This window comes from Archangium sp. (assembly GCF_057119385.1).
Window position 1 is genome coordinate 14,932 of record NZ_DBNGVP010000028.1, and the last position, 26,292, is coordinate 41,223.

Genomic DNA, 26,292 nt, shown 5'->3' on the forward strand with positions numbered 1-26,292 from the left:
CGGCCCTCAAGCGGCCATCCGTTCCAGGACCGGCAGGCGCGCGCTCACGGGCCGCGCCACGGAGATGACTGTCTTCAAGTGGGCGTCCTGGCCGTAGTGGTCGAAGACGGACCGGATGGCCGCCACGTCACCAAAGGCAATCGTCTGGGTGACGAGGGACTCCAGCTCGAGGAACCGGCGGGCGACCAGCGTCCTGGCGACGTTCATCACACTCGCGGAGCGGGCCATGGAGAAGTGGCGGACGTCGAAAGGAGTGGAGACGAGCCGCAGCCCCTTGGACAGGATGAGCCAGGTGTCTACCGGCTGGACCTGCTCGGTGGCGCCATAAAGCAGGTAGCAGCCATGGGGCGCCAGCAGTTGCATGCCCAGCGCGCGGGTGTGGCTGGGGCCCGCCTCGAGACCCGAGATGTCTGGCAGGGCATCGAACAGGTAGTGTGCATGCGCCCCCTGCGAATCGCGGATCAACCGATGGATGGCCTCCTCCTCCCTCACCACGTCCAGGGCCAGCTCGATCCCAGCGGCCCGGGCGAAATCCAGACGCGCCGGATTGCGCTCGAGGATGGTGATGTGGCGGACGCCGAACATCCGTCGCAGCACCTGTGCTCCCAGCAAGCCGCAGGGGCCCGCGCCCAGGATGATGACATCGTCCCCGGGCCGGGGCGGATGCTCCAGGATGGCGCGCAACACGGACGTGAGCGGCTCGATGAGGGTGGCGTTCTCCAGCGGGACATCGTCGTCGACGAGCACCGCCGCGGCCTGGTGGTCGTCCATGAAGTGCCGATCGGTCAGCCACTGCATCTCCCGGTGCATGCCAGGGAAGATGGGCCTGATGACCCGGTACTCGGCGAGCCCACCGAAGTCCGTCTGCCCCCAATAGACGAGCTTGTCGCCAGGCCGCAGCGCCTCTCCCTCGACCTGGCTCTCCACCACCTCTCCCAGGTACTCGTGCCCCGGGATGATCGGCCATCCGGGAGGCTTCAAACAACCCCGGTAATAGCCGACATCCGTTGCGCAGATGGAGACCGATAGGGTTTTCAGCAATACACAGCCCGGTGTGAGCTCGGGAACTCCGAGCTCCGCCGGTTCGAGTGCGCGAGGTCCTGCCATGATATAGGATTTCATGTGTCAGCTCCGGGAGCTCACGGCCTGGGTGTAAAGAAAAGCAGGTTCGAGATGTGGGCATGACCCCTGATCGTGTAGGCCCTGCCAATCAGTTTCGCGGAATGCGTGCCAGCGGAGAATGATCGTGTCTGGCTTCCAGGGCCGCCCACCGTGGGTGGTCGGTCCTGTGGTCTTCAATGGGGCTGATGGGGTGTTCTCTGGATGTGATTGAAACTAATGCCGAGGGCGGGCTTCGAGGCAGAGGCTCGCCATGACGGCGGGGCCTCATGCCGAGCCACCGTGCGCTCGACGGGGTGCTACCTCGGGCCTGGAGCGGCGGGGCGGCTCACGCCGCGCGCGAGCTGGAGCCGGACAGGCGCGCGAGGCAGCGGTAGACGGCGTCGCGCAGGGCGCGGGCGCGCGGGTCGCTCATGAGGTGCAGGCCCGCGCGGTTCATCACGTAGCCGAAGCCGAGCTGGGCATCCGGATCGGCGAAGCCCAGCGAGCCTCCGGCGCCCGAGGTGCCGAAGGCGCGCGGGTTGGGGCCGAAGTCCAGCGTGGGGCACGCGCGGGTGTAGCCGAGCGAGAACCGCGTATGCGCCTTGAGCACCACGTCGAAGGTGCCCCGGGTGGGGAGGACGGGCGGGGCGGTGAGGGCCTCGAGCGTGGCGGGTGTGAGGCCCAGCTCCTGTCCTCCAGTGGCGAGCGACCCGTAGGCCCGTGCGACGGCGCGTGCCTGGCCGATGCCGCCCGCGGCGGGCAGCTCGAGGGGGCGGTACACGGGCGAGTCGAAGTCGGAGAGCTTGCGCGAGCGGGGGTTGGTGAGGACGCGGGCGGTGAGCGAGCGCGGCCACAGGAAGGCCAGGATCATGCCCAGGGGGAGCGAGTGCTCGTGGAAGAGCGCCTGGAGGCTGGCGACGGCGTCCAGGCGGGCCACGCGCGAGCCGGGCACCTCCCGGGGCAGGCCGATGTGGAACTGGATGCCGAGCGGGGTGGCGACCTCCTCCTGGAAGAAGCGGCCGAGGCTGCGGTGCCGGGGATCGACGCGGCGGATGAGCTCGCCGAGGTACCAGCCGATGGTGAAGCTGTGGTAGCCGTGGCGCGTGCCGGGCTCCCACGCCGGGGCCTGCCGGGCGAGCACCTTCGCCAGGGAGTCGAGGTCGGCGAGCTTCACCGGGTCCATGTCCTCATCGAGCGCGGGCAGGCCGGCCTGGTGCGCGAGGAGTTGGCGCACGGTGATGCGGGACTTGCCGGCCTGGGCGAACTCGGGCCAGTAGGAGGCGACGGGCGCGTCGTAGTCGAGCCAGCCGCGCGAGTGGGCGATGGCGGCGGTGATGGCGGACATGCCCTTGGTGGTGGAGAAGACGAGGGCGCAGGTGTCCTCCTCCCAGGGCTCGCGGGTGGTGACGTCCTTCCAGCCGCCCCAGAGGTCCACCACCTTCTGGCCGCGCAGGTAGACGGCACAGGAGGCCCCCAGCTCGTGGCGCTCGGTGAAGTTGCGGCGGAGCTCCTCGCGGACCTCCTCGAAGCCGGGGGCGACGGTGCCGTGCAGGACGACGTCCGCGCCGGGACCTGCGGCGTAGGGAGACTTGCGCGGGGAGCTCATGGTGGGGACCTCGAGGCGATGACGGGCTCGACGCAAGCAGTAGAGGGCGGGCGGGGGCGCGTCAAGGCGCCTTCACGGGGTGTGGACGCGCAGGGACTGACAGGCCGAGGTCACCCATCACATCGGATGGCGGCTGGAGGCCGTGTCACGGACTCGCATCAGCAGCTGCGCGGCCTACGGCCTGTATTACGGGTGGATGTCCCGGATGATCCGGCGCGGATGGTTCCACCCCGCCATCTGCTGGTTCAATGTCTGTCTGGAGACTGGTGCCGGCGTGTGGCTCTTCGCCTACGACATCCTCTTCGCGGATGCCGAGCAGGCCCTGTCCAATCCCGCGGCCGTGCTGTGGAGCACGCTCATCGTGCTCGCGGCGCTGCGCTCCAAGCGCCTGGCGCTCTTCGCGGGCTGTCTCGTGGCCGCCGAGATGTTGCTGCTCTACTACTTCGTGGCCCTGCCCCGGCTGCCCTCGCCCGTGCCGGTGATGTTCTCCCCGCCGTTGATGGTGCAGCGCGCCGTCTATTACTTCATCACGGGAGGCATGGCGGCGATGGTGGCCGGCCACATCACGCGCAAGGCCGAGGAGGCCCTGCACGCCATCCGCGCGAAGGATCTACTGGGCAAGTACTTCCTCCACGAGCGGTTGGGGGTGGGGGGCATGGCCGAGGTGTTTCGAGCCACCTACAGCCCGGAGGGAGGCTTCGAGAAGGTGGTGGCCATCAAGCGCATCCTTCCGGCCTACGCCGAGGACGAGGACTTCGTCACGCTGTTCCGGCGCGAGGCGGAGCTGGGCTCGCTGCTCAACCATCCGAACATCATCCAGGTGCTGGACGTGGGCCGCTTCAAGGACACGTACTTCATGGCGATGGAGCACATCGAGGGCGTGTCGCTGCGAGAGCTGCTCAAGAGCCATGGGCCGCTGCCACCGGAGGTGGTGGCGTACATCGGTGCGGAGCTGGGCGAGGCGCTCGACTACGTGCACCGGGACGTGAATCCGCCCAACATCCTGCTGTCACGGATTGGCGAGGTGAAGCTGGGGGATTTCGGGGTGGCGCGGGCGGGCATCCATGTGCGCCTGACGGAGGCGGACCGGGTGCGCGGCAAGCTGGGCTACCTGTCACCGGAGCAGGCCCGGGGCGAGTCCTCCGACGGGCGCGCGGATCTCTTCGCGCTCGGGGCCACGCTGCACGAGGCCCTCACGGGACGGCCTCTGTTCAAGGGAGGGGAAGACATCTCCGAGCGGTTGAATCCCACGCCGCCACCGTCACTGCTGCCGCCCTCGGCCTTCCGCCCGGATGTGCCTGCCGCGTTGGATGCCGCCATCATGGATCTGCTCGAGTGGCGGCTCGAGGAGCGCACCCCGAGGGGGCAGCGGTTGCGCGTGCAACTGTGCGCGCTGACGGGAGAGTACGCGCCCTATCCGAATGGACAGCAAGCGCTGGCCCGGCTCATCCAGGAGGCGCTGGTGCTCAAGGTGACGGGCGCGCCAGAGCCCTCATTCGCCATGAACGAGGAGGAGCCCACGGCCGTGGTGGCGATGGACAAGAGCCTGGTGGATGCACCGGGAAAGCGCGCCGGACAGGGAGGCAGCAAGGAGTAAGTCCGTGAATGAGTGCCACCAGGCACCTGACTGAGCCCATTTCCCCTCGCCCTCCGGGAGAGGGACGGGGTGAGGGTATCGGGTGAATCCGGGTTGAACCCCTTGTCCCCACTGAGGGCCACGGGTTGGAGAACAGGTTCGCCGAGGGTAGAGGGACTATTTCAGGCGAGCCCGTGCCGGCTGAGCATCCGGTAGAGCGTGCTTCGCGCCACGCGAAGAAGATCAAGACGGGCAATCCGCTCGACACCGCGACGATGATTGGCGCGCAGGCGTCGAATGATCAGCTCGAGAAGATCCTCTCGTACGTGGACATCGGGAAGCAGGAGGGCGCGAAGGTGCTGACCGGCGGCGAGCGGCTGCGCCATGGCGGCGAGTTGGAGAACGGCTACTACGTGGCGCCGACGATCTTCCAGGGCCATAACCGGATGCGGATCTTCCAGGAGGAGATCTTCGGGCCGGTCGTCTCGGTGACGTCGTTCAAGAACCTGGACGAGGCGCTGAGCATCGCGAACGACACGCTGTACGGGCTCGGGGCGGGCGTGTGGACGCGCGACGCATCGACGGCGTACCGGGTGGGCCGCGAGGTCCAGGCGGGCCGCGTGTGGACGAACTGCTACCACCTGTACCCGGCGCACGCGGCCTTCGGTGGCTACAAGCAGTCCGGCATCGGCGGGGAGAACCACCGGATGATGCTGAGCCACTACCAGCAGACGAAGAACCTGCTCGTCAGCTACTCGCCGAAGGCGATGGGCTTCTTCTAGGCGCCGAAAAGCTGACGCTCCTGGCTCGGCTTCCACCATCACGCCACGCTCTGCGCCGTCGCTCACGGATTCCTTGTGTTGCGACGAGCGCTTTTCCCCTGAGGGCGATGCCCTGGACGCTGCCGCAGGCGCGTAGACGTCTAAAGCCTGATCGCCCGATACTTCGAAACTCGAACTCAGTGAGTTCGTCGTATCAGTCCTTCCGATTCATGACGAATTCATCATAGGCGTCGATGCGGTCCATCTTCTCCGTGCCGGACAACTCCTGGGCGCGGAGGATTTCCCCGGCCCAGGATGTGGCTGGCTCCGTATCGAACTCCTGGCTGTAGATGACCATGTAGTCGAGATAGCGCAGCACGTCGGCCTCGATGGTGATGCCGTAGGTTCTGGCACGGTTGATGGCCAGGCGGATGAGGTTGAAGAGCTCGGCGTCGGGTTTGAGTTCGCTCCAGTCAGCGAAGTTCGTGCGCAGGTAGTCCACGGCTCCGAGTTCGAAGCGCTGCTGCAGGGCCTTGCCCATCTCGCGCATCTGAGAAGCGGTGATCTTCCACATGGTCGGTTCCGGTGGTTTTAGCGTGTCCGCGGAAGCTGCTTCAGTGAAGTCAGCAGGAGTTCCCATGTGGCCTCCAACTCGGCCTGGTGCTTGTCGAACGCGCTCGCCTTGAGGAGGATCTCCGGATTATCACCCCGGGCCTCTCCTCCCGGATGGAACCAGGTGAAACGCAGCATCGTTCCTTCGCGCGCCGACGCGAGTGAGACCCGCCCCTCCCGTCCCTTCCAGCCCGCGACCGTGCGCTCCTCGTCACGCAGCACCTCCAGTTTATCACCGCGAGACGCGAAGGATTGGCGATCCCCCTCCACGTCGGAGAGGGGATGGTCTGAGCGCGGCTGCGAGAGCGTCTGGGTGGAGATGCTGACCTCCAGGCCGGGATATCTGGCGCTGACGAAGGTCGCGAGCGCTTGTTCGTTGATGCTCACCTCGGAGGTGATCGCTCCCTCGCCCACACAGAACCCGTAGCGCGCCTCGGGGACATAGGCCGCGACGGTCTCCGCCACCAACTGCTCGGCGATCGCCTCATTGCCCGCCTCGGCCTCTACCTGGAGCAGCACGACGTGCCCTCGTTGGGGCTTCATCACCAGGAGCGTCCGGTCGTTGGGAAACATGGGATTGGCGCCGTACCAGGCTGCTGAGGCGCCCGGTATCATCTGCCTGGCCTTGCTCTCCTTGGGCGCGCCCGGCCCCTCCGTCCGGGCCTCGAGCTCGCGCAACTTCTCCTTCCAGAGCTCCTGCGCGGTCTTGCCCTCGACGAGCGGTTGCGTGCCCACACTCACGCGGTAGATAGACTGGCTGCGCCCGGCGAGGGTGAGCTCCTCGGGCAGCATGAACCCGAACCGGCCTACACACCACACACGCCGTTGTTTGGTGCTCTCCACGGATCTTCCTTCCCGGGCCACAGGGGGGCTCGATGCCGCCGTGGCCACATGGTTGCTCTCCTGCCCCCGCCCTGTACATGCGGCCACGGCGATGGCGCAAACCGAGGCGGCCCAGCCAGCGCGGCGCATTCTCTACCCGCCTCTCTTCTCCTGATAACGCTTCTTCGCCAGGGCAATCACCGCACGGATCGTGAAGTCCTGCACCGCCCGGTTCTCGTAGGCGGGCTGGTGCTCCACCTCGAAGGACTGATCTCCAGGCGGGGTGTTGCTCGGGCCATTGAGCGAGGTCGCCGACGAAACGGGCACCGTCCCATCTCCATCGCCGTCGGGATCTTGCAACACGGCTTGCATGCTATCGCCATTCTCGTCGCGGAACAGGCCGCGGAAGCCTCGCACCTCGTAGGGATTGCTGCGGATCCAGTTGGATTCGATGGCGAGGGTGATCTTGTCTGCGGAGTCGTGCCCCGTGCCATGGAAGCTGAAGGTATTGGGATGCTTCGATTTGCCGAGAGCCTTGTGGAAGCTCTCCGCCTCTGCGAGCAGGGCGAGGTAGCGCTCCCACGGGCCTGAGGAGGGCTTGAGCTTGTTCGCCAGGGCATCCTTGCCTTTCGCCGGTGCGGAGGCGGGCGCGGAGACCTGCTGCGGATCGAGCAGGTCGGGATCGACCAGACCCCAATAGGTATTGTTGCTCGCACCCTTTCCCGCTGGGGGGCGCGACACGGCCTTCACGCGATAGATTTCCTTGTAGGGGTCCGCCTTGGGAAGGGTGCGTGTCGCCTGCCCCTTCTGGGTGATCTGCAGCCACCCCACCTTCCCATCATTGGTACGGTAATCGGCATTGGGAAGCAGCTGGAGGCCCCCGGGGGCATTGCCGAGCATGACCGTCACGTTGGGACCAGAGTTACCCAGCACCCGAGAGGTCATTCCAAACCCCTCGAAACCTGCCTTGATGCGCCAATAAGCGGCGGCCGCGCCCATTGCCGGCTGAACACCGTGGATGATGCCGAGGATGTGGCTCTTGGCCCCGTTCAGTTCACTGGCGGCGCGGCTGGTCAACCCACCCATGGAGTGGCTCACGAGGATGACCTTCTCACACATGCCGATGACGGACTTCTCCTGCGCGATGATCTCCGTGATACGGGCCGCGAGCTTCGCCCCCGAATTCTTGTTGCTGTCGGTCCAGTTATAGCCAAAGGCATAGACGGGAAAGACGAAGATCTTGGAGAGCGGTCCCCAATTGTTGGAGCGCAGTCGCCGGAGCGCGACGTGGTAATCCGACATGATGCCCTGAAAGCCATCACCCACCGGATTGGAGTTGTGCACCTCGAGGAAACCCGGGTTGAAGGTGTCACCGATCAGCATGCGCTTGCGCTGCAGCGGGCCTTCTCCCGAGAAGTGCTTGAGCATGAACATGGAGCTGTCGGGATCCCAGCGCATGTTCGGCAATCCGTCAGGCCCCTTCCCGGTGCCGTCCGTTCCGGCGCGGCGCAAACGGCTGCCCATGATGCCGGGGACGAAGATGATGGGGATCGCTTCACGCTGAACGAGAACCTCCCCCGCCGTATCGGTGGCGAAGTTCTCTTGCGCCTTGTCAGCCTCGAACCAATCAACGGTGCGGGTATCGGTCATGGCTCACCGCAATTGCTCTTTGAAGAAGGCCTCGATGTCCTCGTAGAAGTGCTTGAAGACAATCGTGCAGTGGCCCGCCTTGATGTTGTGGAAGCGCAGGCTGGAACCACCATCGAGCATGCCTTCCTTGGTGCCACACGCGCCACTGGCAGCATATTTTTCGCCGGCATACCCCGGCTGTCCATCCACCTGGCCTTCGTGATCTCGTGCCTTCTGGTTGGGACGTGCGCCCAGGCGGATGACCAACCAGTGTTTGATTGTACAGGGAAGGACCGGATCATCAGTCGACCGGTTCGAACTGGCTGGCGGCGTGGTTTTGGGTTTTGCTGCGGCGCCACCGCTCTTCTTCTTGGCGATTTCCGCTGTGTAGCGGCTGCGCCATTCTCGCTGGACGTCCGCCTGGGTCGGATCGTTGGGGTCTAGCTTGCGGCGATTACCCTGCGCATCGAACAATGGATTGGGCTGAGGATCGTCCCGATGCGCTGCGTAGAGCTGCTCGTCGGCTCTGGCCACGATGGCCCGATCCAGCGGTCGTTGGAGGCGTCCCATAGCGCCGGGAAGGATAACAGACCGCAGCCATCCAGGACAGCGCGTGCCACATCGTTCACTCCACGTGATGCCCAGGGCGTCTCTTCCGGCGCACGGTTGTCCACGGCATCCGTAAGGTTGGTCCCTGAGCCTGCTCCAGGGGTGCTGTGGACATACCCGATTCCCTGGTCACGAGCCTGGAACTGTTGCCGCCTGCGGGTTGGCCTGAGGCGCTGGAGGTGTTCTTCGAATTGCCGAGGTGTGAGCGTCCTCGGACCGATGAGCCCAGTGCATCTTCATGGGTTGCTACCTCTGTTCGCCCAGCAATGCCCGGCCATCCTGGCCACTCCCCGCTTAGGGAGCCGCGAGGGGCGCGGGCTTCTGTCCGCTGGCCGCCCCGACGAGCCCTTCCTCCGCGCGGGCGAACACGTCCTTCGCGAGCCGCTCGCTGAAGCCGACCAGGAAGCACACCGCCATGTAGAGGTACTGCTCCGACTCCGGCTTCGGCGGCTGGAGGGGCAGCAGCCCGGATTTCATCAGCGCGAAGCAGAAGAGCGCGCTGTACAGGCCGATCACCGGCTTGAAGAATCCCAACATCACCATGGAGGTGCGGCTGGCGCCCTGCAGCTTCTCGAGCTCCGAGAGCCGCATGAGGATGCTCACCACGCCGCCCATGGCGCCGCACAGGCCCACCAGCAACAGCGTGCGGACGGGGAGGCCAAAGAGCTGGGTGCTCTCATCGGTCAACACCGAGTGGATGAAGGCGGTCATCCCGTTCGAGACGAGCATCAGCAGCCCCAGCCCGAGCACCACCTGGGTAGCCGGAGAGCTCGACCGCAGGAGGGGGAGCGGGCGCAGGGGATAGAGCTGGTCCGCGAGCGCGGAGGCGAGGCGCAGGCGGATGCCCCGCACGAACGCGAGGTTGGGCTGCTCCGAGGACAGCAGGGCCGTGAGTCCCAGGTCGATGGACTGGATGGCGGTGGGGCCGAGCACCGGTGCGGCTTTCTCACGCAGCGCCAGGAGTCTGGCCAGCTCCTGCTGGACGTCATTGCCGAGCGGCTGCGCGAGCTTCTGGCGGAGCAGCTCCACCGGCAGCACCTCGACTGGCGCGGGAGCGGGCGTGGGCGCGGCCGGTGTCAGCTCCACGGGCTCGGGGCTCTTCACCACCACGGGAGCGGGGGGACGCGGGGCCAGCGTCAGGACTTGCGTGGGGACCACGGGGACCTGCTGTGCGGTGGGAACCGTCGTGCTCGGCGGCGGGTGGGCGGCCTGCCGCAGGGCCTCGAGCGTGGCCGGATCGAAGCCGGAGGTGAGGGGCAGGTGATGCTCGCTCTGGAACCGGTTCAAGGCCGCCTTCGTGTGCGCGCCGAACGCGCCGTCCACGGTGCCCGGCTCGAAGCCCAGGAACGTGAGCAGGAGCTGGCCCTCGCGCACGCTCAAGTCCGGCAGGCCGTGGGTGGACAAGTGCTGCCAGGCCGCGGCCAGCTTCTTGTCGTACTCGTTCTTCGCATAGCCCGCGCCGTTGTATCCGTGGGCGAACGCGGCCCAGTCGTGGTTGCGCAGGGCCTGTGCCAGACCGTTGTGCTGGATGAACGCCGCCATGGCCGCGAGCTGCTCGTCCTCGGAGGCCATCATCCGGCTGACGAACTGCTCGACGGAGCCGTAGCCCAGCTCCGCGGCGTGGTACCCCATCACCTGGCCGAGTCCCCACGAGGCGCTCTCCATCGCGGCCCGCTCGTCGAGGGCCATGGCCTTCTCGAGCCGCGGGTACTCGGCCGGGCCGCTGGCGTAGCCCCCGGCCTTGGGGTTGCTGATGTCGGGGGCCTGCGCGTCGAAGCGGCCGTGCGTCCCGCGGCTGAAGACGTGGCGCTCGAAGAGGATGGCGGGCCGGCGGTCCGCGAAGTACCCACAGCCCCGGGTCTCGATCTGGAGCACGGCCCAGAGCTCGGCGGGGTGCACGGAGAGCGTGTCGGCGCAGGCCTGGATGCCCTGGGCGGTGAGGGAGGTGGCGGCTCCGATGAATCGGGTCATGTCGTGCTGTCCCATGGATCAATGAAGCGTCCCGCTCAGAAGATCTTCTTGAACGCCTTCTTCGCCTTGTTCGCCGTCTTGTTGATCTCCTTGCCCGCGTCCTTGGCGACGTTCGTGACGGCCTTGCCGGTGTCCTTGGCGGCGCCCTCGATGGCCTTGCCGGCCTGGTTCGCGCCCTTGCCGATGGCGTTGGCCATGGCCTTGGCCTCCTGTGCGCTCTTTCCGTAGACGTCCCGGAACACCTTCTCCGTGTCGTCGACGCCATCCATGAAGCCCTTGCCCACGGCGTTCGCCCACTGGTTGACGTCCTTGAACGCGTCGCGCAGCGCGGCCTCCACCTTCCTGGCCATCACCTCGGGCAGCTTCGTCAGCGCATCGGCCTTCGCGTCCACCTTGAACTTCGCGATCTTGAAGTGCTGGCCGGCGAAGTCGAAGCTCGAGTCGAGCGTGAGCTCGACTTCCTTCCCGATCGCGAGATCCAGCTCCGCCTCGAGGTCGGTGTTGATCTTCGCCTTGCCGAGCGGGCCGAGGTCGATGGTGCCAACGCCCACCTTGACCTTGCCACCCGCCTCGAGGCCGCTCTTGCCGAAGCGCGCCTCCACGTCGAAGTCCACGCCGGGGAGCAGCTTCCCTTGCAGGTCGAACTCGACGCCCTTCGAGGTCACGCTGGCGTAGACGCTGCGCTTGAGCCCCAGCATCGTCAGGCCGCCGTTGATGTAGAAGTGCGGCAGCCGGAACTCCTGCACCGGGTGGGCGGGCTGGTTGAACGTGGAGATCGAGATCCTCGGACCGCCACCGCCCTGGGCGGCCGTGAGCGCGAACAGTTGCTCGTCCACCAGGACGATCTTGTCCATCTGTGCGTCGACGGAGAACCCCTTGCTCTGGGAGATCTCGATGGTGGCCGCGGCATCGAACCCCGCGAACGAGATCGCGGCGTTGATGTAGTAGCCCTGCGGGTACTTGATGGTGCCGATGGCCGTGGCCTGTGGCGCGAAGTAGAACTGCGGAGCGATCTGGACCTGGATGCTGTCACCGCGTTTCGCCAGTTCGTAGTGGCGCATCGTGGAGAGATCGGTCAGGTGCCACGAGGAGCCCTTCGCGTTCACCACCAGCGTGAGCTGCTGCGAGGACGAGGGGATCGTCACCTTCGCGGAGGCGAAAGCAGCCGCGACCTTCTCGAAGGAGAGGTTGTCCAGCTCGCTGGCGAGGCTGCCCGGGAGCGAGAACTCGTGTGTCCCCTTGATGGCGACGGTCTCGAGCACCTCGTCGAGCGGCGTCTTCAGGCCCACCACACCCAGGAGCGTGTCCGTCACGTCCTTGAGCGTCAGGCTGCTGATGGAGCCGGCCACCAGGCTGCGCGAGGGATCCGTCGAGTCGAAGAACACCGCCAGCGAGGACTGGAACTTCTTGACGTCGATCGTACAAGCGACGCCGAGGCTCGGGATGCCGGCCCAGTTGACGCCCACCTGCAGCGCGAGGTTGGACAGCTTGAACGGCCCGCAGTCGATGGCCGTGGCGCCCTTCACCGTCGCGGACATGAAGGCACCGCCCGGGAGGAAGGCCGTCGTCACGTCGAACGTCCGCGGCTGTCCCTGGATCTTCACGTCGAGCGAGCCGCTCAGGAAGAAGCTCGGCTTGCCATTGTTCAGCTCGACGCCGAACCGGTACTGGAACGGGTTGCCCTGGAGCTTGCTCCGCTGGCTGACGTACAGCCGGAAGTCCTTCAGGGGATTGGCCCCGAGCACCACCGCGGCCGACTGCGTACCCCCGAGCCCGAGCAGGTTCATCAACAGCTTCTGCTCGCGGCTGTTCGAGTCGAGCCGCCACTCGGCGAACGCCATCACTCCCGGGACCACGCCCGTGGCCTGCGCGGGCAGCGCGAGCTTCGCGCCGAGCTCCGGACGGTTGAACCGCGCCATGTCCGGGAAGGTGAAGCCCGCGTTGTCGATCGAGGAGATCACCAGCAGCAGCTTCTCGAGCTTGAAGGTGTCCTCGATGTCGCGCAGGGCCGACAGGCCCGGCAACTGGGAGATGCGGCCGTTGCCGAGGCTCAGGCCCGCGGCGAAGCCCCAGCCCTTGCCGGGCACCTTGCTGACCTCGAACGCGAAGAGGCCGAGATCCTTCACACCGGCGCAGACCTGGAAGGTGCCGTCGTTACCGCGCTTCTGGATCAGCACCGACGCGTTGTCGAGTACCAGGTCGAACCCGCCCGGCATCGGGACCTTCACGTCGCACAGCTGATCGATCAGCTTCGTGAGGTTGACGCGCTCGAAGGTGCTGCGGATGACGACGTCACCCGGGAGGTCGTAGGCGATGTCGAGCTGGATGTCGTCGCCGAAGGCCATCTTCCCGGCGAACGAGCCGGAGAGCGGCGCTCCATTGCTGCATTGCAGGGCGAGCACCACGTCGCTGACGGTGAGCTTCTTGGGGCCGATGGGGATGACCCAGGGATCCGGCGCACCGGCGAGGAGCGCCGACATCTCGTACGCGCGTCCTGGAGCGACCATCACTCCCAGGCTGTCGACCGCCAGCGCGGAGGGCGGGGGAACGCCGGGCGCGTAGGTCTTCAGCAGCTTGTCGAGCGGGAGGCTGATCTTCTCCTTCGTCGTGGCGCGCACGGTGAAGGAGTCCTCGCTGCTCGCGTAGATGGACAGCGGGACGCCCTCGACCTCCAGCGTGCCGGTCAGCATGACCGAGACGGAGGTCTTCTGGGCCGCCGGCCGGATGTTGAAGCGGCAGGCGAGATCCTTCACCTCGAGGTGATCGCCCCAGACCTTCCACTTCAGGTTCGGGAAGCCCACCGTGAACCAGGCCGCGTCCACGGTGGGCGTGACGCCGGAGACCCCGACATCCACCGCGATGTACATGAGCTCCAGCGTGTCGAGCGCGTCGACCGCCTTCTGGAGCTCCTGCGGCAGGTAGGACGAGAGGCCATCGGTACCGGTGAGATCCACGAGCTGGGTCAGCTTGCCGAGCGAGATGCCCTCACACTGGCCGGAGAGAAGTGCCTGGGGCAGGTTCCACTTCAGATCGGCCCCGAGCTTGACCTGGATCCCCGCGCTCGGGATGGCGAGCGTGCCCGTGTAGCCATGCACCGGCTTGAAGGAGGGGTTCTGTGCCAGCCACTCGGTGGAGTGGGGGCTGTAGACCTGGAACATCGCCCGCTGGAACGACAGCGAGCCCAGCTTGAAGTTCACCGCCAGGGGCGACTGGAGATGGATGCCCGGTGCCTCCGGACGATCCCACGCGCGCTGCATGGGGATGAGCGCGAGGGTCCGGTCCGCCGCCTTGGGAATGCGGATGGTCCCGTAGAGGGGAACGGTGGGCGAGTCGCCGAGGCCATGCTCGAGGACTCCCATCACGCCCTGGGGACGCATCCGGCTGACGAAGTTGATCCCCACGTCGATCGGAAGGTCCGACTCGAGGTCGAGCCCCGCGTGCGTGGAGACGACGAAGAAGGTGTCGAAGAGGTCGAGTGCATCCAGGAAGGAGCGCTGGTTGGCGAACGGGTCGTACCGGGCCTCGCGGAAGAACGGGGAGAGCTCCGTGGCGTAGTCGACGCTCGTGGGCAGCTTCGGGAAGCTGCGGGAGAAGGTCCAGGCGTCGGGCCCCGGGGCCGCGCCGCGCAGCTGGTAGCGGAGGGTCGCGTGCACCTGGCCCTGGGCATCGACGCTGAAGCGCGCCGAGACGGGCACGTCGGCCGCGCCGAGGAAGCTCGCCCGGCCCGTGATGCGGACCGTGCCTCCCGCGGTGTCTTCGCTCTCCGTCTTCGCCTCGGAGATCTCGATGGGCTGACCGTTGTAGAAGGCGGCGAGGAAATCACTCACGCCCGAGGTCAGCGTGCTCTGCGCGATGACGGCCTTGCCATCGGCCGCGGACAGCTTCTGCTTCAGATCCTGGTAGTTCATCGGGGGTTCCTCGTCAGAAATTGGCGAGCTGCAGGGGGCGGTAGACGGCGATCTGCTGCGGGAACCACGGGTCCAGGGGCTTCTTCGTCACGTCCAACGACTCGATGTCCTTCCCGTATTTGTCGTAGACCGGCGTGCAGATGATGGCGTCCACGCCCGTCGCATCGAGCTTGAGGTCGCCGGAGAGGGCGATCCGATCGACGATGTCGTTGATCCTCGCCCAGTCCTCCTTGGTGTCCTCGTTCTGGGCGGTGGTCGTCTCGAGCACGCCGTTCTCGTCGACCTCGGTCACGCGCTGGATTTCCGAGGGGTCGTAGGGCGTCTTCCAGTCGTAGGGGATGCAGCTGATGCCGTCATTCCTCAGGATGAAGTGGTGCTTTCCGACGGTGACGTTGTGCGGCTGGATTCGCATGCCGCACGCCGTCAGCAATTGGAAGTCGAGCCGGGGAGGGTTGTTCGGCCAGGTGGCCGTGAACTCGCCGTAGGCGTTCTTGAGCACACGGAGCTCGTGGTCCAGGCAGACCTCGATACCGAACCAGCGGTTGTCACCGGCCCCCATGACGCACTGATCCTTGTTTCTCTTCCGCATCAGCTCGAAGTACTCGCTGAACAGGGGCCGCTGCGGCTCGAGCACGTTCAGGTCGAAGGTCGTCGCATCCTGGTCCTGAGGGGTCTTCTTCTCCTTGTTGAGCAGGGCGCGGTATTTCGCGTCGATGTTGTCCGCGCCCGAATAGTGCAGCTTGTCGTAGCTGGTCATTCCATGACCGCCGATGCCGACCATGGCGGTGTTGATGACGATGTCCTGGCTCGCGATCTTCTTGAGTTTGCTGGTGCTGGCGTCGAGCTGGAGGTCCTCGAGGAAGGTCTGTCCCTTCAGGTTCCAGACGATGGTCCCGGGGACGAAGATCCAGCCCATGAGGCTCTTCTGGGCGAAGACCCGCCGCAGGATGGCGAGGACGGTGTGCCGCGTCTTCTCCGAGTAGCTCCTGGCGGCGCCGCCCGCCTGCGGCCGGAAATAGAACTCCGGAGCCATGAAGACCTTCAGCGTGGCCGGGTCCTGGGACACCTTCTTCGACTGCATGGCCCGGTCGATGACCGCGATCATTCGCGTGACCCGGCTCAGCGCGTCCTCGGACAGCGTCTCCAGTTCCTCCAGGTGGGGGGAGAGGTCCGTTCCCAGCCCCTTGCACAGATTGAGGCTGACGAGGTCACACTCATTTCCCGGGGGCAGCGGCAGGTCCGTCGGGACCCGGTACGCGATCAGCTGGAGATTCTTGTATTGAGCCACGGCTCGCTCCTGGTGGGTCTGACGAAGCCTTGGACCCGTGGAGCGATATTTCCGGGCAACCGGCTGCCACCCGTCGGTTTCAACCCCGGTGGTCGCCTGGCCCCCGTGTGCCGGGCGTGCGCCTCGACTTCGACTTGACCTTGGAAGTTCGGCCGTTACGACTTACTCTAGGAATAGAGTACGCCGGAGCGCGCATGCCAGACCGTGACCCCTCCCAGCTCGATCTCTTCACCGGAGGCCCCAGCCCCACGCCGCCTCGAGGGCGCCGCCGGGGCCACGAGGAGCCCGTGGGCCCCGCCGAGCAGCCCGAGGAGGTGAGGGCGCTCGGGGAGCACCTGCCTCCGGGCCTGTTCCTGGGCACCTCTTCCTGGACGTTCCCGGGCTGGACGGGGCCGGGGCTCGTCTACGACCGCGAGGCCACCCCGGCGCGCCTCTCCCGCGAGGGGCTCGCCGCCTATGCACAGCACCCCGTGCTGCGCACCGTGGGCGTGGACCGGACCTTCTACGCCCCCATCCCCGCCTCGGCCTTCGCCGAGTACGCCACCCAGGTGCCTCCCGGCTTCCGCTTCCTCGTGAAGGCCCACGAGGCCTGCACCCTGTCCCGCTGGCCCGTGCACGTGCGCTATGGCGACCTGCGCGGCCAGCCCAATGATCGTTTCCTTGATGCCGCCTACGCGAGAGATCTCGTGGTGGCTCCCTTCGTCGAGGGGTTGGGAGAGAAGGCCGGGCCGCTCGTGTTCCAGCTCCCGCCGCAGGATCCGCATGACCTCGGCGGGGCAGGGCCCTTCGTGGAGCGGCTGCACGCGTTCCTCTCCGCGCTGCCCCGGGGGCCGCTCTACGCCGTCGAGCTGCGCAACGAGTCGCTGCTGACGGAGGCCCTGGCCCAGGCGCTGGCGGACGTGGGCGTCTGCCCCGTGCTCGCCGCCTGGAAGAACATGCCTCCCGTGGAGCGCCAGGCCGTGCGCCTGCGCGCCTTGCAGGCTCCGGCGCTCGTGGTGCGCTGGATGCTGCCGCCCCACCTCGACTACGAGGAGGCCCGCAAGCGCTTCTTCCCCTTCGATAAGCTGGTGGAAGAGGACGTGCGCACCCGCGAGGCCATCGCTCGCGCCAGTGCCGCCGCGCTGCGCTCCGGCAGGCCCGTCTTCATCACGCTCAACAACAAAGCGGAGGGCAGCGCACCCCTTTCCGCCGTGCTCCTGGCGCGAAGCGTCATGTCACGTACAGGAAAGCCCGCGAGTGTGGACTCTTGAGCCCTTCGCGTGTGCGCTTATGGTGGTGGATGTAGGATCAGAAACACCCGTTGGGCTGAGCACGCAGCTTGCTTGGAGGGGTGGTCATGAGATCGGTCCTGGTTGCAGCGCTCGTGGCACGCATGACGGCGGCCGGAGGGGCGGGCGCTGGTGTCGAGGAAGAGTCGCGACGCCAGCAAGCCGGCAACACCTGGGAAGACGTGCGTAAACATTTCTCCACCCTGCGTAACGAGATTTCCACGCTGGAGTCCGAGTTCCGAGACGCCGAGGCGCGTCACAAGCTCGCCGCGGAGCGTCGTCAGCAGGAGCTGGAGCGCGAGCGTCGTGGCCGCTGAGCAGGACCCGGACGCCGATTTCGACCCCGAAGCACCCGTCGAGCTCCCCCTGGATGGGAACCTCGATCTGCATGTGTTCCACCCGCGCGACGTGAAGGACGTCGTCACCGAGTACCTCTGGGCCTGCCGTCAGAAGGGTGTACTCGACGTTCGCATCATCCACGGCAAGGGCTCGGGAGCGCTGAGGCGCACCGTGCAGGCGCTGCTGCCCAAGTTGCCCGAGGTGGAGTCGTTCCGCTCCGCCTCCGAGAGTGACGGTGGGTGGGGCGCCACCTGGGTCCGGTTGAAGCCCCTGGCTCCCGGAGACTCGGAAGGGTAGGGCGCGAGGCCCCGTGCCTCAGTGGACGGTGCCCTCCAGCCACCAGTGCACCGCCTCGCGCATCATCTCCTCGGGGACGATGTGGGGGCCCTCGAACTCCTGGTAGTTCACGTCGTAGCCGGCGCGCTCGAACACGCGTACCAGCCGGCGGCTGCACCGGTCGATGGGGAGCACCCGGTCCTGCGTCCCGTGGCTCATGAAGATGCGCGGGGTGCCCAGCTGGCGCGGTGGCACGGCGAAGCCCGGGGAGAAGGCGATGATGTGCTTGAACAGGTCCCCGTTGCCGAGCCCGAGCGACAGTGCATACGACGCCCCGTCGGAGAAGCCGCCGATGGCGATGCGCGCGGGGTCCACCGCGTAGCGCTCGAAGGTGTGCGCGAGCGCCTCGTCGATGGCCTGCACGTCCGGCCCAAAGTCCTCCACGATGACGTCCCATGTGGGGCCCTGAGAGCCCGGCGCCAGGAGGAGGAGGTTCACGTCATCGGCCAGGGGCCGGAGCAGGTCCAGTCCGTGCCGGGCCGAGCCTCCCGCGCCATGGAGCATCACCGCGAGTGGCGCGGGATGGTCCGGCTGGTAGCCAGGGGGCACGTAGAGGATGCTGTCGTGCCCGAGGCTCACACCGAGGGGATGCATGCCTGTCGGGCCCGAGGTCCTCGGGGTTCCCGGTTGTGCCCGGAGACGTCCCGCCCGGGCCGACCGTGAGGACTCGTCCTGAGGCCCGGTGTCGCCCTTCTCCCTGTTGCTCATCGGCTCATTCCTCCGTCGCCTGGGTCCAATCTGTGGCCGGCCAGGCAGCGAGGGCGACTTTCGTGTCTCCATCGGACACTGGGGCGCCTGCTCCGTCGGGACATACAAGGCGAGTGCCTGGACGCATGCCTGGTCAGGGGGTAACCCGGGGGACGGATACCCTCACCCCGGGGGGCTTGCCCCCCCTTTGAACGACGGGGGGCTCCTCTCCCGAAAGGAGAGGGGAGCGTGGGGTCGAGTGGAGTCTACGACAGCCAGAAGTAGGCGGAGGCGATGAGTGAGCGCTTTTCCGTCACCTTCGACTTGTTGGCCAGGTCCGCCACCTGCCGGTCCTTCGCCGCGTAACGCTTCTCCTCCTCGTTGCGCAGCGAGGCCAGCTTCTTGCGGTACTCGCGCTCCAGCCGCTCCGCGTGTCCACGGGCCTTCACCCGCTCGGCGGGGTCTTCCTGCGCGCACACCACCTTGCGCGCCTCCTGCCAGGCCTCGCGCGCCTTCTCCACCTGCTCGCGCGTCTCCAGCAGGCAGTCCTCCGCGTACCGGTCCGCCCGCTCCCGCGCCAGGTCCATCTCCAGCGCGTTGCGCCGCTCGGCCGCCCGGAGGATGTCCTCCTTGGCCGCCATCAGCGCCTGCTCCTGCATCAGCGACACGGACACCGAAGGCGGCTGCCGGCGCCGCTCCTCCTTGGCCGCCAGCTTCACGAAGTGCTCGCCGTCCGCGAGCGGCAGGGCCCGGAAGCTCTTGCCGTCCCGGTCCAGCACCAGCACCAGGTGCACCATCTTCTCCTCGGCCTTCAGGCCCGTCGTCTCGAACTTGTAGACGAACCACCAGCCCTCGCTGCCCGCCAGCCGGGCCAGCCGCGCGGGCAGCTCCGCCGCGCTCAGCTGCAGGTAGTTGATGGCGTCGTGGGTGCGGTCGCGCACCGCGTAGGCCGCCTTGGCCACCTGGAGCCGGCCCGAGGCGCTGTTGTTGCCCAGCACCGAGCCCGTCAGCGCCTTGGCGCCCTGCTGGCGCTTCTCCAGCGCCTCCTTCGTCACCGCCCCGGCCATGCGCAGCCGCCGCCGCACGTCGCCGTCGAAGCGCTCCATCAACACCGAGCGCGCCTCCGTCATCCGCGCGCTGATGCGCCCCTCCATGTCCGAGCGCAGCTTGTCGAAGGCCTTGTTGATGTCGTCCGGGTGGCGGCAGGACTGGTAGATGTCCAGGATGCGCCGCTCGAAGTCGACGCCGCTCTCCAGCGCGCCGAGGATTTCATCCGACGCGCCGAACACGCCGTCGAAGAGGTTCAGCTTCTTCTCCAGCAACTCGTACAGCCGCGCGTCCGCGGCGTTCTGCCGGTTGAGGAAGTTGATGACGAGCACGTCCCGCTGCTGGCCGTAGCGGTGGCACCGGCCGATGCGCTGCTCCACGCGCTGCGGGTTCCACGGCAGATCGTAGTTCACCACCAGGTTGCAGAACTGGAGGTTGAGTCCCTCGGCGCCGGCCTCGGTGCAGATGAGGATCTGCGTCTTCTCGCGGAACTCGTTCACCAGCGCGCGGCGCTCCTCGGGGCCACCCGCGGCGTCACCGGAGAGCAGGGAGATCTTCCCCGCGTAGCCGTTGGCGGACAGCAGGTTGAAGAGGTACTGCTGCGTGCGCTTGGACTCGGTGAAGATGAGCGCCTTCTCCGGCCAGCCCTGGCCCTTCATCACCTTGAAGGTGCGGTCCAGGGCGCGCTTGAGGGCCTCGCCCTTGGCGTTCACCTTGATGGAGTCGGCCAGGTCCGCGTACTGCTTCAGCTCCCACTGCTCGTTCTCGAGCGTGCGGAGGCTGACGGGCTTGGCGGGGTCATCCGACCACTCCTCGCCCTCCTCGACGTACTGCTTGGCCTCTTCCGGCTCGAAGAGCGCCAGGGCCCGCTGGCCGAGCCTGGCCGCCTCCAGGCGCTTGGCGAGGTTGTCCGCGAGCCGCCGCAGGGTGGGGGCGATGGCGTACGTGGAGGAGGCCAGCAGCTTGCGGTAGCAGAGCGTGAGCAGCGTCTTCTTGCCCGGCTCGATGGCCGCGACCTCGGAGCGCCGCAGGTACTCGCTGACCTTCTCGTAGAGGTCCTGCTCCTCGGGCGAGGGCGCGAAGTCCTCCACGATGGAGCGGCGGTTGGTGTAGCGCACGTATTCGCGCACCTGGCGGCGCAGCGTGCGCTGGACCACGGGGGCCAGCCGCTCCTTGAGCTCGTTGACGGCGTCCGTCTGCAGCCCGCCCGTCTCGGCCTCCAGCCGGTAGCGGCTGCGGAAGGCGTGCTCGGGGCCGAGGATCTGCTCGTCCAGGAGCGTCACCAGCCCGAACAGCTCCATGAGGTCGTTCTGGAGCGGGGTGGCGGTGAGCAGCAGCTTGGGACGGCCGCTGAGGGCCGAGCGGAGGGCCTGGCCCGTCTTGTGGCCCGCGCGGTAGGCGTTCCGCAGGCGGTGGGCCTCGTCGATGATGACGACGTCCCAGGGGATTTCGGCCACCAGCTGCGCCTTGTTGGCGGCGAACGGGTGCGAGCAGATGACGGGGAAGGGCTGATCGAAGCAGTTGCCCGTGGCGCGCACGGTGCGGCCATCCACCATCACCGACTCGAGATCGAACTTCTCGCGCAGCTCGCTGTTCCACTGCGCCCGCAGGACGGCCGGGGCGAGGATCAGGATGCGCGTCTTCCCCTCGGCCACGAGCTGGGCGATGACCATGCCCGCCTCGATGGTTTTTCCGAGACCCACCTCGTCCGCGAGCATGCAGCCGCCGCGCGACAGCGAGTCCAGCGCGAAGCACGCGGCCTCGAGCTGGTGGGGGTTGAGATCCACCTTGGCCTCGGCGAGCGCTCCCGCGAGCCGCTCGCGCGAGTCCGAGCTCTTGATGGTGAGCTCCTCGGCGAGCAGACGCTCGTGGAAGGGCGTCAACGGCTGTGACTGCTGCTCAGCGTTCGCGCGGACCTCCGTCCCCGACACCGCCGCCGCCGCATCCACCGCCACCCGCAGCTCCCTGAACTCCCTCGCGACCTCCGGCAAGACCCTTCTCCGTACCGTACGAAACGTGCTTCCACAGGCGTGTAGCACGAAAGAGGGGCCATTTTGGGAAGTGAGATCGCCGTGTAAAGGGGGTCTTGTCCGGAGCCGGAAAATCGGCCTCGGAGCGATTGGCACGCTTTTTCTTCAGGAGCGTCGCGACTGGGCGTGTGGGCGGGAGGTAGAGCAGGAGGGACTTGACGGCCGCGATCGAACTACAGCAGTCCGCGTGCCGTGACCTGGCGCGGGGGGGGTGGCTCCATCGGACCGTTCTTTGAAATTCCTGTGTGGCTTGGGTCCTATGACGACTCGCTACATCAAGGACTGCCATCGTGGCGGATGCAGGCGTCCTCGAACTCCAAGGCGCCCGCGGACTGCTCTTCCATGAGCCATGCGCGCACTGCATGCAAGTCGACCTGGGGAGGCACATCCACGCCCAGCATCTTCGAGACGTTCAGCTCCGTGGCGCAGCCGAACTCCTGGATCCGGCGGCGGACATCCTCCACGCGTGTTTCGTCGAAGACGATGACACGGAGTGTGCTGCTGCCCGACTCACGAACCAGCTTGGAGAACACGACTTCTCCCTCTCCCAGCTGCGCGGCGACCACATCGCCCGCACTGAGCTCCCGGACGAAGAAGGGGATGTTGTCGATCTCGAACAAGCCCTCCCCCAAGGGTCTGGCCCAGAGCCGTTCATAATCGACGGGGGGATAGTCCTCGTCCTCCTTTTCGAGCTCGAACAGGACCTTCACGTACTCATCCGACATGAAACGGTGCTCCAGGGTCAGAGCTTGTCGCTCTTCTCGTTGTTGCACTCCCTGCATAGCACCTGTCCGTTCGAGGGCGCTCCGTCTCCGCCCTTCGCTCTCGGAATGACGTGATCCACCTGGGCCTCATGGCTCGGTGGAGTGACTCCCTTCTGGCTCTTCTGGGCATCAACGGTCGTGACATCACAGCTCTCGCAGCGCTTCTCGCCCTCGTATTTCCGGGCGTTCTCCTCCTTGACGTCCTTCTTGCCCTTTGGCGTGAAGCGCATGTAGGCCCGCTCGCCATTCGCGGTGCCTTTCGGAGGCGGTTTTCCACCTTTCTTGCCTGCCGCGATGGTGACGGAGTCACCGGACAGAACCTCTTGAGCGAGAGGCGCGAGCACAATGGCTTCTGCGCTTCGAGCCACTTCTGCTCCCGCTCCCATGGCTGGCTGCGCGAAGGACGGTATGGCCGAGAGCCCAGCCACCAGCAGCAGCATGGGCATCCACTGGAGCAGACTCCTCGGGAAGGCGGATGTCGCGCGTTGAGCCTGCCTCATGGCGTGTCCGTTCATTTCATCCTCTTTCCAGCCTCGTAGAGGCCGATGGCAGCTACAGCAGGCCGCGCGACTTCACGTGCAGATAGGTGTTGACGGCGGCGGCGCCGAAGCCCTTCGCGGGGGCCCGCACCACGAGTGCACCCGAGTCTCGGAGCGTGAGAGCGGTGCGCTGGTAGTCCTCCTCGAGGCGAGCGGCGGCCTGGCGCGCGTAGGCGTCCTGCTCGGAGGAGGGGATGGCGGTGGCGGCGGCCTGGAGGTCGGGATCCAGGAGCGAGGCCACCACGGGCAGGTGGCGGGGGCGCAGGGCCAGGGTGCGGGCCAGCAGGGTGCCCGAGGCGTCCGGGTCCACCAGGTCCGTGAAGAGCACCACCAGCGAGCGGCGCGAGGAGCGGGCGAAGGCGAAGTCGTAGGCGCGGCCGTAGTCGCTCTCCTCGAGGGCGGCCTCGGCGCGGTAGAGGGCCTCGGTGAGGAGGCGCAGGTGCTCGTGGCCCTTGCGCGGCGGGAGGTAGGCGCGCACGTCGCTGGCGAAGGCGAGCACGCCCACCATGTCACCCGCGTCGAGGCTCACCTTGGCCAGGCGCAGCGCCGCGTCCACGGCGTGGTCCAGCTTGCGTCGGCCGTCCACGCGGCCGGCCATGTGGCGTCCGCAGTCGAGCATCAGCAGCACCGGCTGGTTCCGCTCGGGCTGGTACACGCGCACCATGGTGCGGGCCCGGCGCGCCGAGGCCTTCCAGTCCACGGTGCGGTAGTCGTCACCGGTGCGGTACTCGCGGAGGGACTCGAACTCACGGCCCTCGGCGGAGCGGCGCAGGGTGCGCTCCGAGGGGGCATCCGAGGCCATGGCGAGCGCCAGCGCCTCGCGCGTCAGGGCGGTGAGGTCTGGGTACACCTTCACGGTCTGGGCCGCGGGGAGGCGCACCTGGCGCGCGCACAGGCCCAGCGGCCCGAGCAGCCGCAGGTGCACGTCTCCGAGGCGCAGGTCCCCTCGGGCGGGCGGCGTGAGGGTGTAGGAGACGGTGGCGGGGGGCGCGTCCGGCGAGAGGGAGAAGGGCTGCTGGTGGCCGCGCACGTCCACGCCGGGAGGCACCTCGTCCCGCACCCATCCGCGCACGGGCCGGGGGCCGCGCGGGCTCAATTCCAGACGCACGGGGTTGGCGGTGCCCGAGGAGAGGACGGGCTCCAGCGAGCGCCGCACCTCCACGTCCGAGGCGCGAGGGGCGGACAGGAAGTCGAAGGCGCACAGCAGCAGCACGGCCGCGTCCAGGGCGAGGGCGAGCCACAGGAAGACGGAGCCGGCCACGGCGAGGGCCGCGGGGACGAGGGCCGCCGCGAGGAGGGCCACGGCGAGCCCGGTGGGGACGGGCCGGCCGGGGCTCACCGGGGGACCTGGACGCGCTCCAACGTCTGGCGGAGCACGTCGTCCGCGGTGAGGCCCTCCACCTCCGCCTCGGCCTTGAGCAGGAGGCGGTGGTTGAGGACGCTGGGGCAGACGGCCTTCACGTCATCCGGGGTGACGAAGTCGCCGCCGTTGAGGGCCGCGCGGGCCTTGGCCGCCGCCAGCAGCGCCTGGGCCGAGCGCGGAGAGGCCCCCAGCCGCACGCGGGGGTTGGCGCGCGTCTCGCGGATGAGGCGCACGGCGTAGGCGAGCACGGACTCGTCGCAGGCGACGCTCGCGGCCCGCGTCTGCAGCTCCAGCAGGGTGGGGGCGTCCAGCACCCGCTCCACCTGGGCGGCCTTGCCTCCGCGCTGGTGGAAGCCGCGCACCATGTCCAGCTCGGCCTCGGGTGGCGGGTAGCCCACGCGCACCCGCATGAGGAAACGGTCCAGCTGGGCCTCGGGGAGCGGGTAGGTGCCCTCCAGCTCCAGCGGGTTCTGCGTGGCCACCACGAAGAAGTGGGAAGGCAGCGTGTGCGTGGTGCCGTCGATGGTGACCTGCCGCTCCTCCATGGCCTCCAGCAGCGCGGCCTGTGTCTTGGGCGGGGTGCGGTTGATCTCGTCGGCGACGAGCACCTCGGTGAAGACGGGGCCCTTCACGAGCTGGAAGGCGTTGTCCTGGGGCCGGAAGACGTTGGTGCCGAGGATGTCGCTCGGCATCAGGTCCGGGGTGAACTGGACGCGGGTGAAGTCGAGGCCCAGCGCGGAGGCCATGCTGCGCGCGGTGAGCGTCTTGGCCACGCCGGGGACGCCTTCGAGCAGCACGTGCCCGCGCGCGAGGAACGCGGTGACGAGGTCCGCCACCACCTGTGGCTGGCCGAGCACCGTGCGCTCCAGGGCCTGGAGGAGGAGGCGCAGGGCCGGGCCTCCGGAAGCCGGGACGGAGGGCGACGGAGTCATGCGGTGGGCTTCTCCTTCAGGCCCATGAGCGAGCCCGCCAGGCTCGTCAGCGCGCCCAGGAGGCCGAGCACCACGCCGAAGCTGGGGGTGGAGTTCATGATGGTGGCGTTGCCCATGGGCGAGGGCACCTCGGTGGCGTCGTACGAGAGCTTCATGAAGACGATGCACCAGAGGATGCAGAAGACGGACAGGCCGAGCTGCGCCACCCAGGGGATGAGCACGTTGAGATTGGGCATGAGCCGGCGCACGCGCACGGTGATGGCGCCGATGATGCCGATGGCCGCCAGGACGGCGAGGAGTCCCAGGCTCATCAGGCCGAGGATGTCGCCCTCGGCGGCCGTCTCCTTCCAGGGGAGGAAGGCGGAGACGAGGAGGGTGACGGCGCCGCCGAAGGCGATCTTGTCGGAGCTGCCCAGCACGCCGACGAAGTCGCGGAAGTCCTCGATGACCTGCTCGGGGGCGACGATCTGCCCGGTGCCGGAGTGGGTGCCGTAGGGGTCGCGGGTGGGGACGTAGTTGATGTCGGCGGGGTCGAGCTCGGTCTGCTGCGGGCGCTTGGGAGCGGGCGCGGGGGCCGGACGGGAGGGCGCGGTGCCCGAGCGCGCGGCGGGACGGGAGCCGGAGGCGGGGCGAGCGCCCGTGGAGCGCTGGGGCGCGTTGCGGAGGATGTCCTCCATGGACCGGATGTTGGTGGCGTCCTCGTCGGCGACCGCGGGGGCGGGAGCGGAGGGACGTCCCGGGGAGGTGGGGACGCGGGGGCGCGAGCCGGTGGGGGCGCGGGCCGCGGGCCGGGAGCCGGTGGCGACGCGAGCGCCCGGAGCGGGGCGGGACGCGGTGGGCCTGCGAGGCGGGGGCGGAGCGGCCTCCGCGTCATCGTCCGTGTCCGGGGGGGCATCGGTCGAGATGAACGAGGAGTCGATGATGTAGTCGCACGAAGGGCAGATGGAGGTGCCATCCGCGACCTTGGTGCCACAGCCAGGGCAGTTCAGGACCGGCGCTCCTTGAATCTGGGAAGCGCCGAGCATCTTCCGGTGCCCGATGGCCCAAGTCAAACGGCTTACGGGCTAACCCCTGGATTTTCGCGGGGAATTGGCCTAGGCGGGG

The 26,292-nt window shown here is 67.7% G+C and carries 20 protein-coding genes and 1 pseudogene; 5 read left to right on the plus strand and 16 right to left on the minus strand.

Features of this window, described 5'->3' with window-relative positions:
• Positions 1-6 precede the first annotated feature (6 nt).
• Positions 7-1,122, minus strand: coding sequence for a zinc-dependent alcohol dehydrogenase (locus AC16DP_RS07140; RefSeq protein WP_329728530.1), 1,116 nt, complete (start codon positions 1,120-1,122; stop codon positions 7-9).
• Positions 1,123-1,447: 325 nt separating this feature from the next.
• Positions 1,448-2,707, minus strand: a complete 1,260-nt coding sequence (locus AC16DP_RS07145) for a serine hydrolase domain-containing protein (RefSeq protein ID WP_329728531.1) — start codon at positions 2,705-2,707, stop codon at positions 1,448-1,450.
• 142 nt (positions 2,708-2,849) lie between these two features.
• Between AC16DP_RS07145 and AC16DP_RS07150 the strand changes: the two genes are divergently transcribed.
• Positions 2,850-4,304 (plus strand): serine/threonine-protein kinase, encoded by a 1,455-nt coding sequence (locus tag AC16DP_RS07150; protein ID WP_329728532.1) that lies wholly within the window; start codon positions 2,850-2,852, stop codon positions 4,302-4,304.
• A 191-nt stretch (positions 4,305-4,495) separates the two neighbouring features.
• Positions 4,496-5,065: pseudogene (locus AC16DP_RS07155) on the plus strand (aldehyde dehydrogenase family protein); the annotation flags it as partial.
• 193 nt (positions 5,066-5,258) lie between these two features.
• Here AC16DP_RS07155 and AC16DP_RS07160 read toward each other — a convergent pair.
• From AC16DP_RS07160 to AC16DP_RS07190, 7 genes are all read right to left on the minus strand, one after another.
• Entirely contained in the window at positions 5,259-5,618 is a 360-nt protein-coding gene (locus tag AC16DP_RS07160) for a hypothetical protein (RefSeq protein ID WP_329728533.1), read from the minus strand.
• Between the two features lie 17 nt (positions 5,619-5,635).
• Entirely contained in the window at positions 5,636-6,448 is an 813-nt protein-coding gene (locus AC16DP_RS07165) for a T6SS immunity protein Tli4 family protein (protein ID WP_329728534.1), read from the minus strand.
• A 183-nt stretch (positions 6,449-6,631) separates the two neighbouring features.
• Positions 6,632-8,128, minus strand: a complete 1,497-nt coding sequence (locus tag AC16DP_RS07170; protein ID WP_329728535.1) for an esterase/lipase family protein — start codon at positions 8,126-8,128, stop codon at positions 6,632-6,634.
• 3 nt (positions 8,129-8,131) lie between these two features.
• Positions 8,132-8,641: a hypothetical protein gene (locus AC16DP_RS07175; protein ID WP_329728536.1), complete on the minus strand. Its 510-nt coding sequence runs from the start codon at positions 8,639-8,641 to the stop codon at positions 8,132-8,134.
• A gap of 369 nt (positions 8,642-9,010) precedes the next feature.
• The gene (locus AC16DP_RS07180; RefSeq protein ID WP_329728537.1) at positions 9,011-10,687 is read right to left on the minus strand and encodes an N-acetylmuramidase domain-containing protein; all 1,677 of its coding nucleotides are present in this window, start codon (positions 10,685-10,687) and stop codon (positions 9,011-9,013) included.
• Positions 10,688-10,722: 35 nt separating this feature from the next.
• A complete protein-coding gene (locus tag AC16DP_RS07185; protein WP_329728538.1) occupies positions 10,723-14,595 on the minus strand; it encodes a hypothetical protein in 3,873 nt (1,290 codons plus the stop codon).
• A 13-nt stretch (positions 14,596-14,608) separates the two neighbouring features.
• On the minus strand, positions 14,609-15,883 hold the full coding sequence (locus AC16DP_RS07190) for a hypothetical protein (RefSeq protein WP_329728539.1): 1,275 nt from the start codon (positions 15,881-15,883) through the stop codon (positions 14,609-14,611).
• A gap of 194 nt (positions 15,884-16,077) precedes the next feature.
• Between AC16DP_RS07190 and AC16DP_RS07195 the strand changes: the two genes are divergently transcribed.
• The 3 genes from AC16DP_RS07195 (at position 16,078) to AC16DP_RS07205 (ending at position 17,787) form a co-directional block, all read left to right on the plus strand.
• Positions 16,078-17,133 (plus strand): DUF72 domain-containing protein, encoded by a 1,056-nt coding sequence (locus AC16DP_RS07195; protein ID WP_329728540.1) that lies wholly within the window; start codon positions 16,078-16,080, stop codon positions 17,131-17,133.
• Positions 17,134-17,219: 86 nt separating this feature from the next.
• Positions 17,220-17,468 carry a hypothetical protein gene (locus AC16DP_RS07200; RefSeq protein ID WP_329728541.1) on the plus strand — a complete coding sequence of 83 codons (249 nt, stop codon included), beginning with the start codon at positions 17,220-17,222 and terminating at the stop codon, positions 17,466-17,468.
• Positions 17,458-17,787: a Smr/MutS family protein gene (locus AC16DP_RS07205; RefSeq protein ID WP_329728542.1), complete on the plus strand. Its 330-nt coding sequence runs from the start codon at positions 17,458-17,460 to the stop codon at positions 17,785-17,787. Before AC16DP_RS07200 ends, AC16DP_RS07205 begins: the two co-directional genes overlap by 11 nt.
• 18 nt (positions 17,788-17,805) lie before the next feature.
• On the opposite strand, the gene AC16DP_RS07210 is transcribed toward AC16DP_RS07205, so the two are convergent.
• The 7 genes from AC16DP_RS07210 to AC16DP_RS07240 form a co-directional block, all read right to left on the minus strand.
• Positions 17,806-18,420, minus strand: coding sequence for an alpha/beta hydrolase (locus AC16DP_RS07210; RefSeq protein WP_329728543.1), 615 nt, complete (start codon positions 18,418-18,420; stop codon positions 17,806-17,808).
• Positions 18,421-18,779: 359 nt separating this feature from the next.
• Positions 18,780-21,551, minus strand: a complete 2,772-nt coding sequence (locus AC16DP_RS07215) for an SNF2-related protein (RefSeq protein ID WP_329728544.1) — start codon at positions 21,549-21,551, stop codon at positions 18,780-18,782.
• A gap of 314 nt (positions 21,552-21,865) precedes the next feature.
• A complete protein-coding gene (locus AC16DP_RS07220) occupies positions 21,866-22,300 on the minus strand; it encodes a DUF4265 domain-containing protein (RefSeq protein ID WP_483956661.1) in 435 nt (144 codons plus the stop codon).
• 32 nt (positions 22,301-22,332) lie between these two features.
• Entirely contained in the window at positions 22,333-22,800 is a 468-nt protein-coding gene (locus AC16DP_RS07225; RefSeq protein WP_329728546.1) for an HNH endonuclease, read from the minus strand.
• A 106-nt stretch (positions 22,801-22,906) separates the two neighbouring features.
• Entirely contained in the window at positions 22,907-24,232 is a 1,326-nt protein-coding gene (locus AC16DP_RS07230) for a DUF58 domain-containing protein (protein WP_329728547.1), read from the minus strand.
• The gene (locus tag AC16DP_RS07235; protein WP_329728548.1) at positions 24,229-25,188 is read right to left on the minus strand and encodes an AAA family ATPase; all 960 of its coding nucleotides are present in this window, start codon (positions 25,186-25,188) and stop codon (positions 24,229-24,231) included. The genes AC16DP_RS07230 and AC16DP_RS07235 overlap by 4 nt, the downstream gene beginning before the upstream one ends.
• The gene (locus AC16DP_RS07240) at positions 25,185-26,240 is read right to left on the minus strand and encodes a hypothetical protein (RefSeq protein ID WP_483956662.1); all 1,056 of its coding nucleotides are present in this window, start codon (positions 26,238-26,240) and stop codon (positions 25,185-25,187) included. The genes AC16DP_RS07235 and AC16DP_RS07240 overlap by 4 nt, the downstream gene beginning before the upstream one ends.
• Between the last annotated feature and the right edge of the window lie 52 nt (positions 26,241-26,292).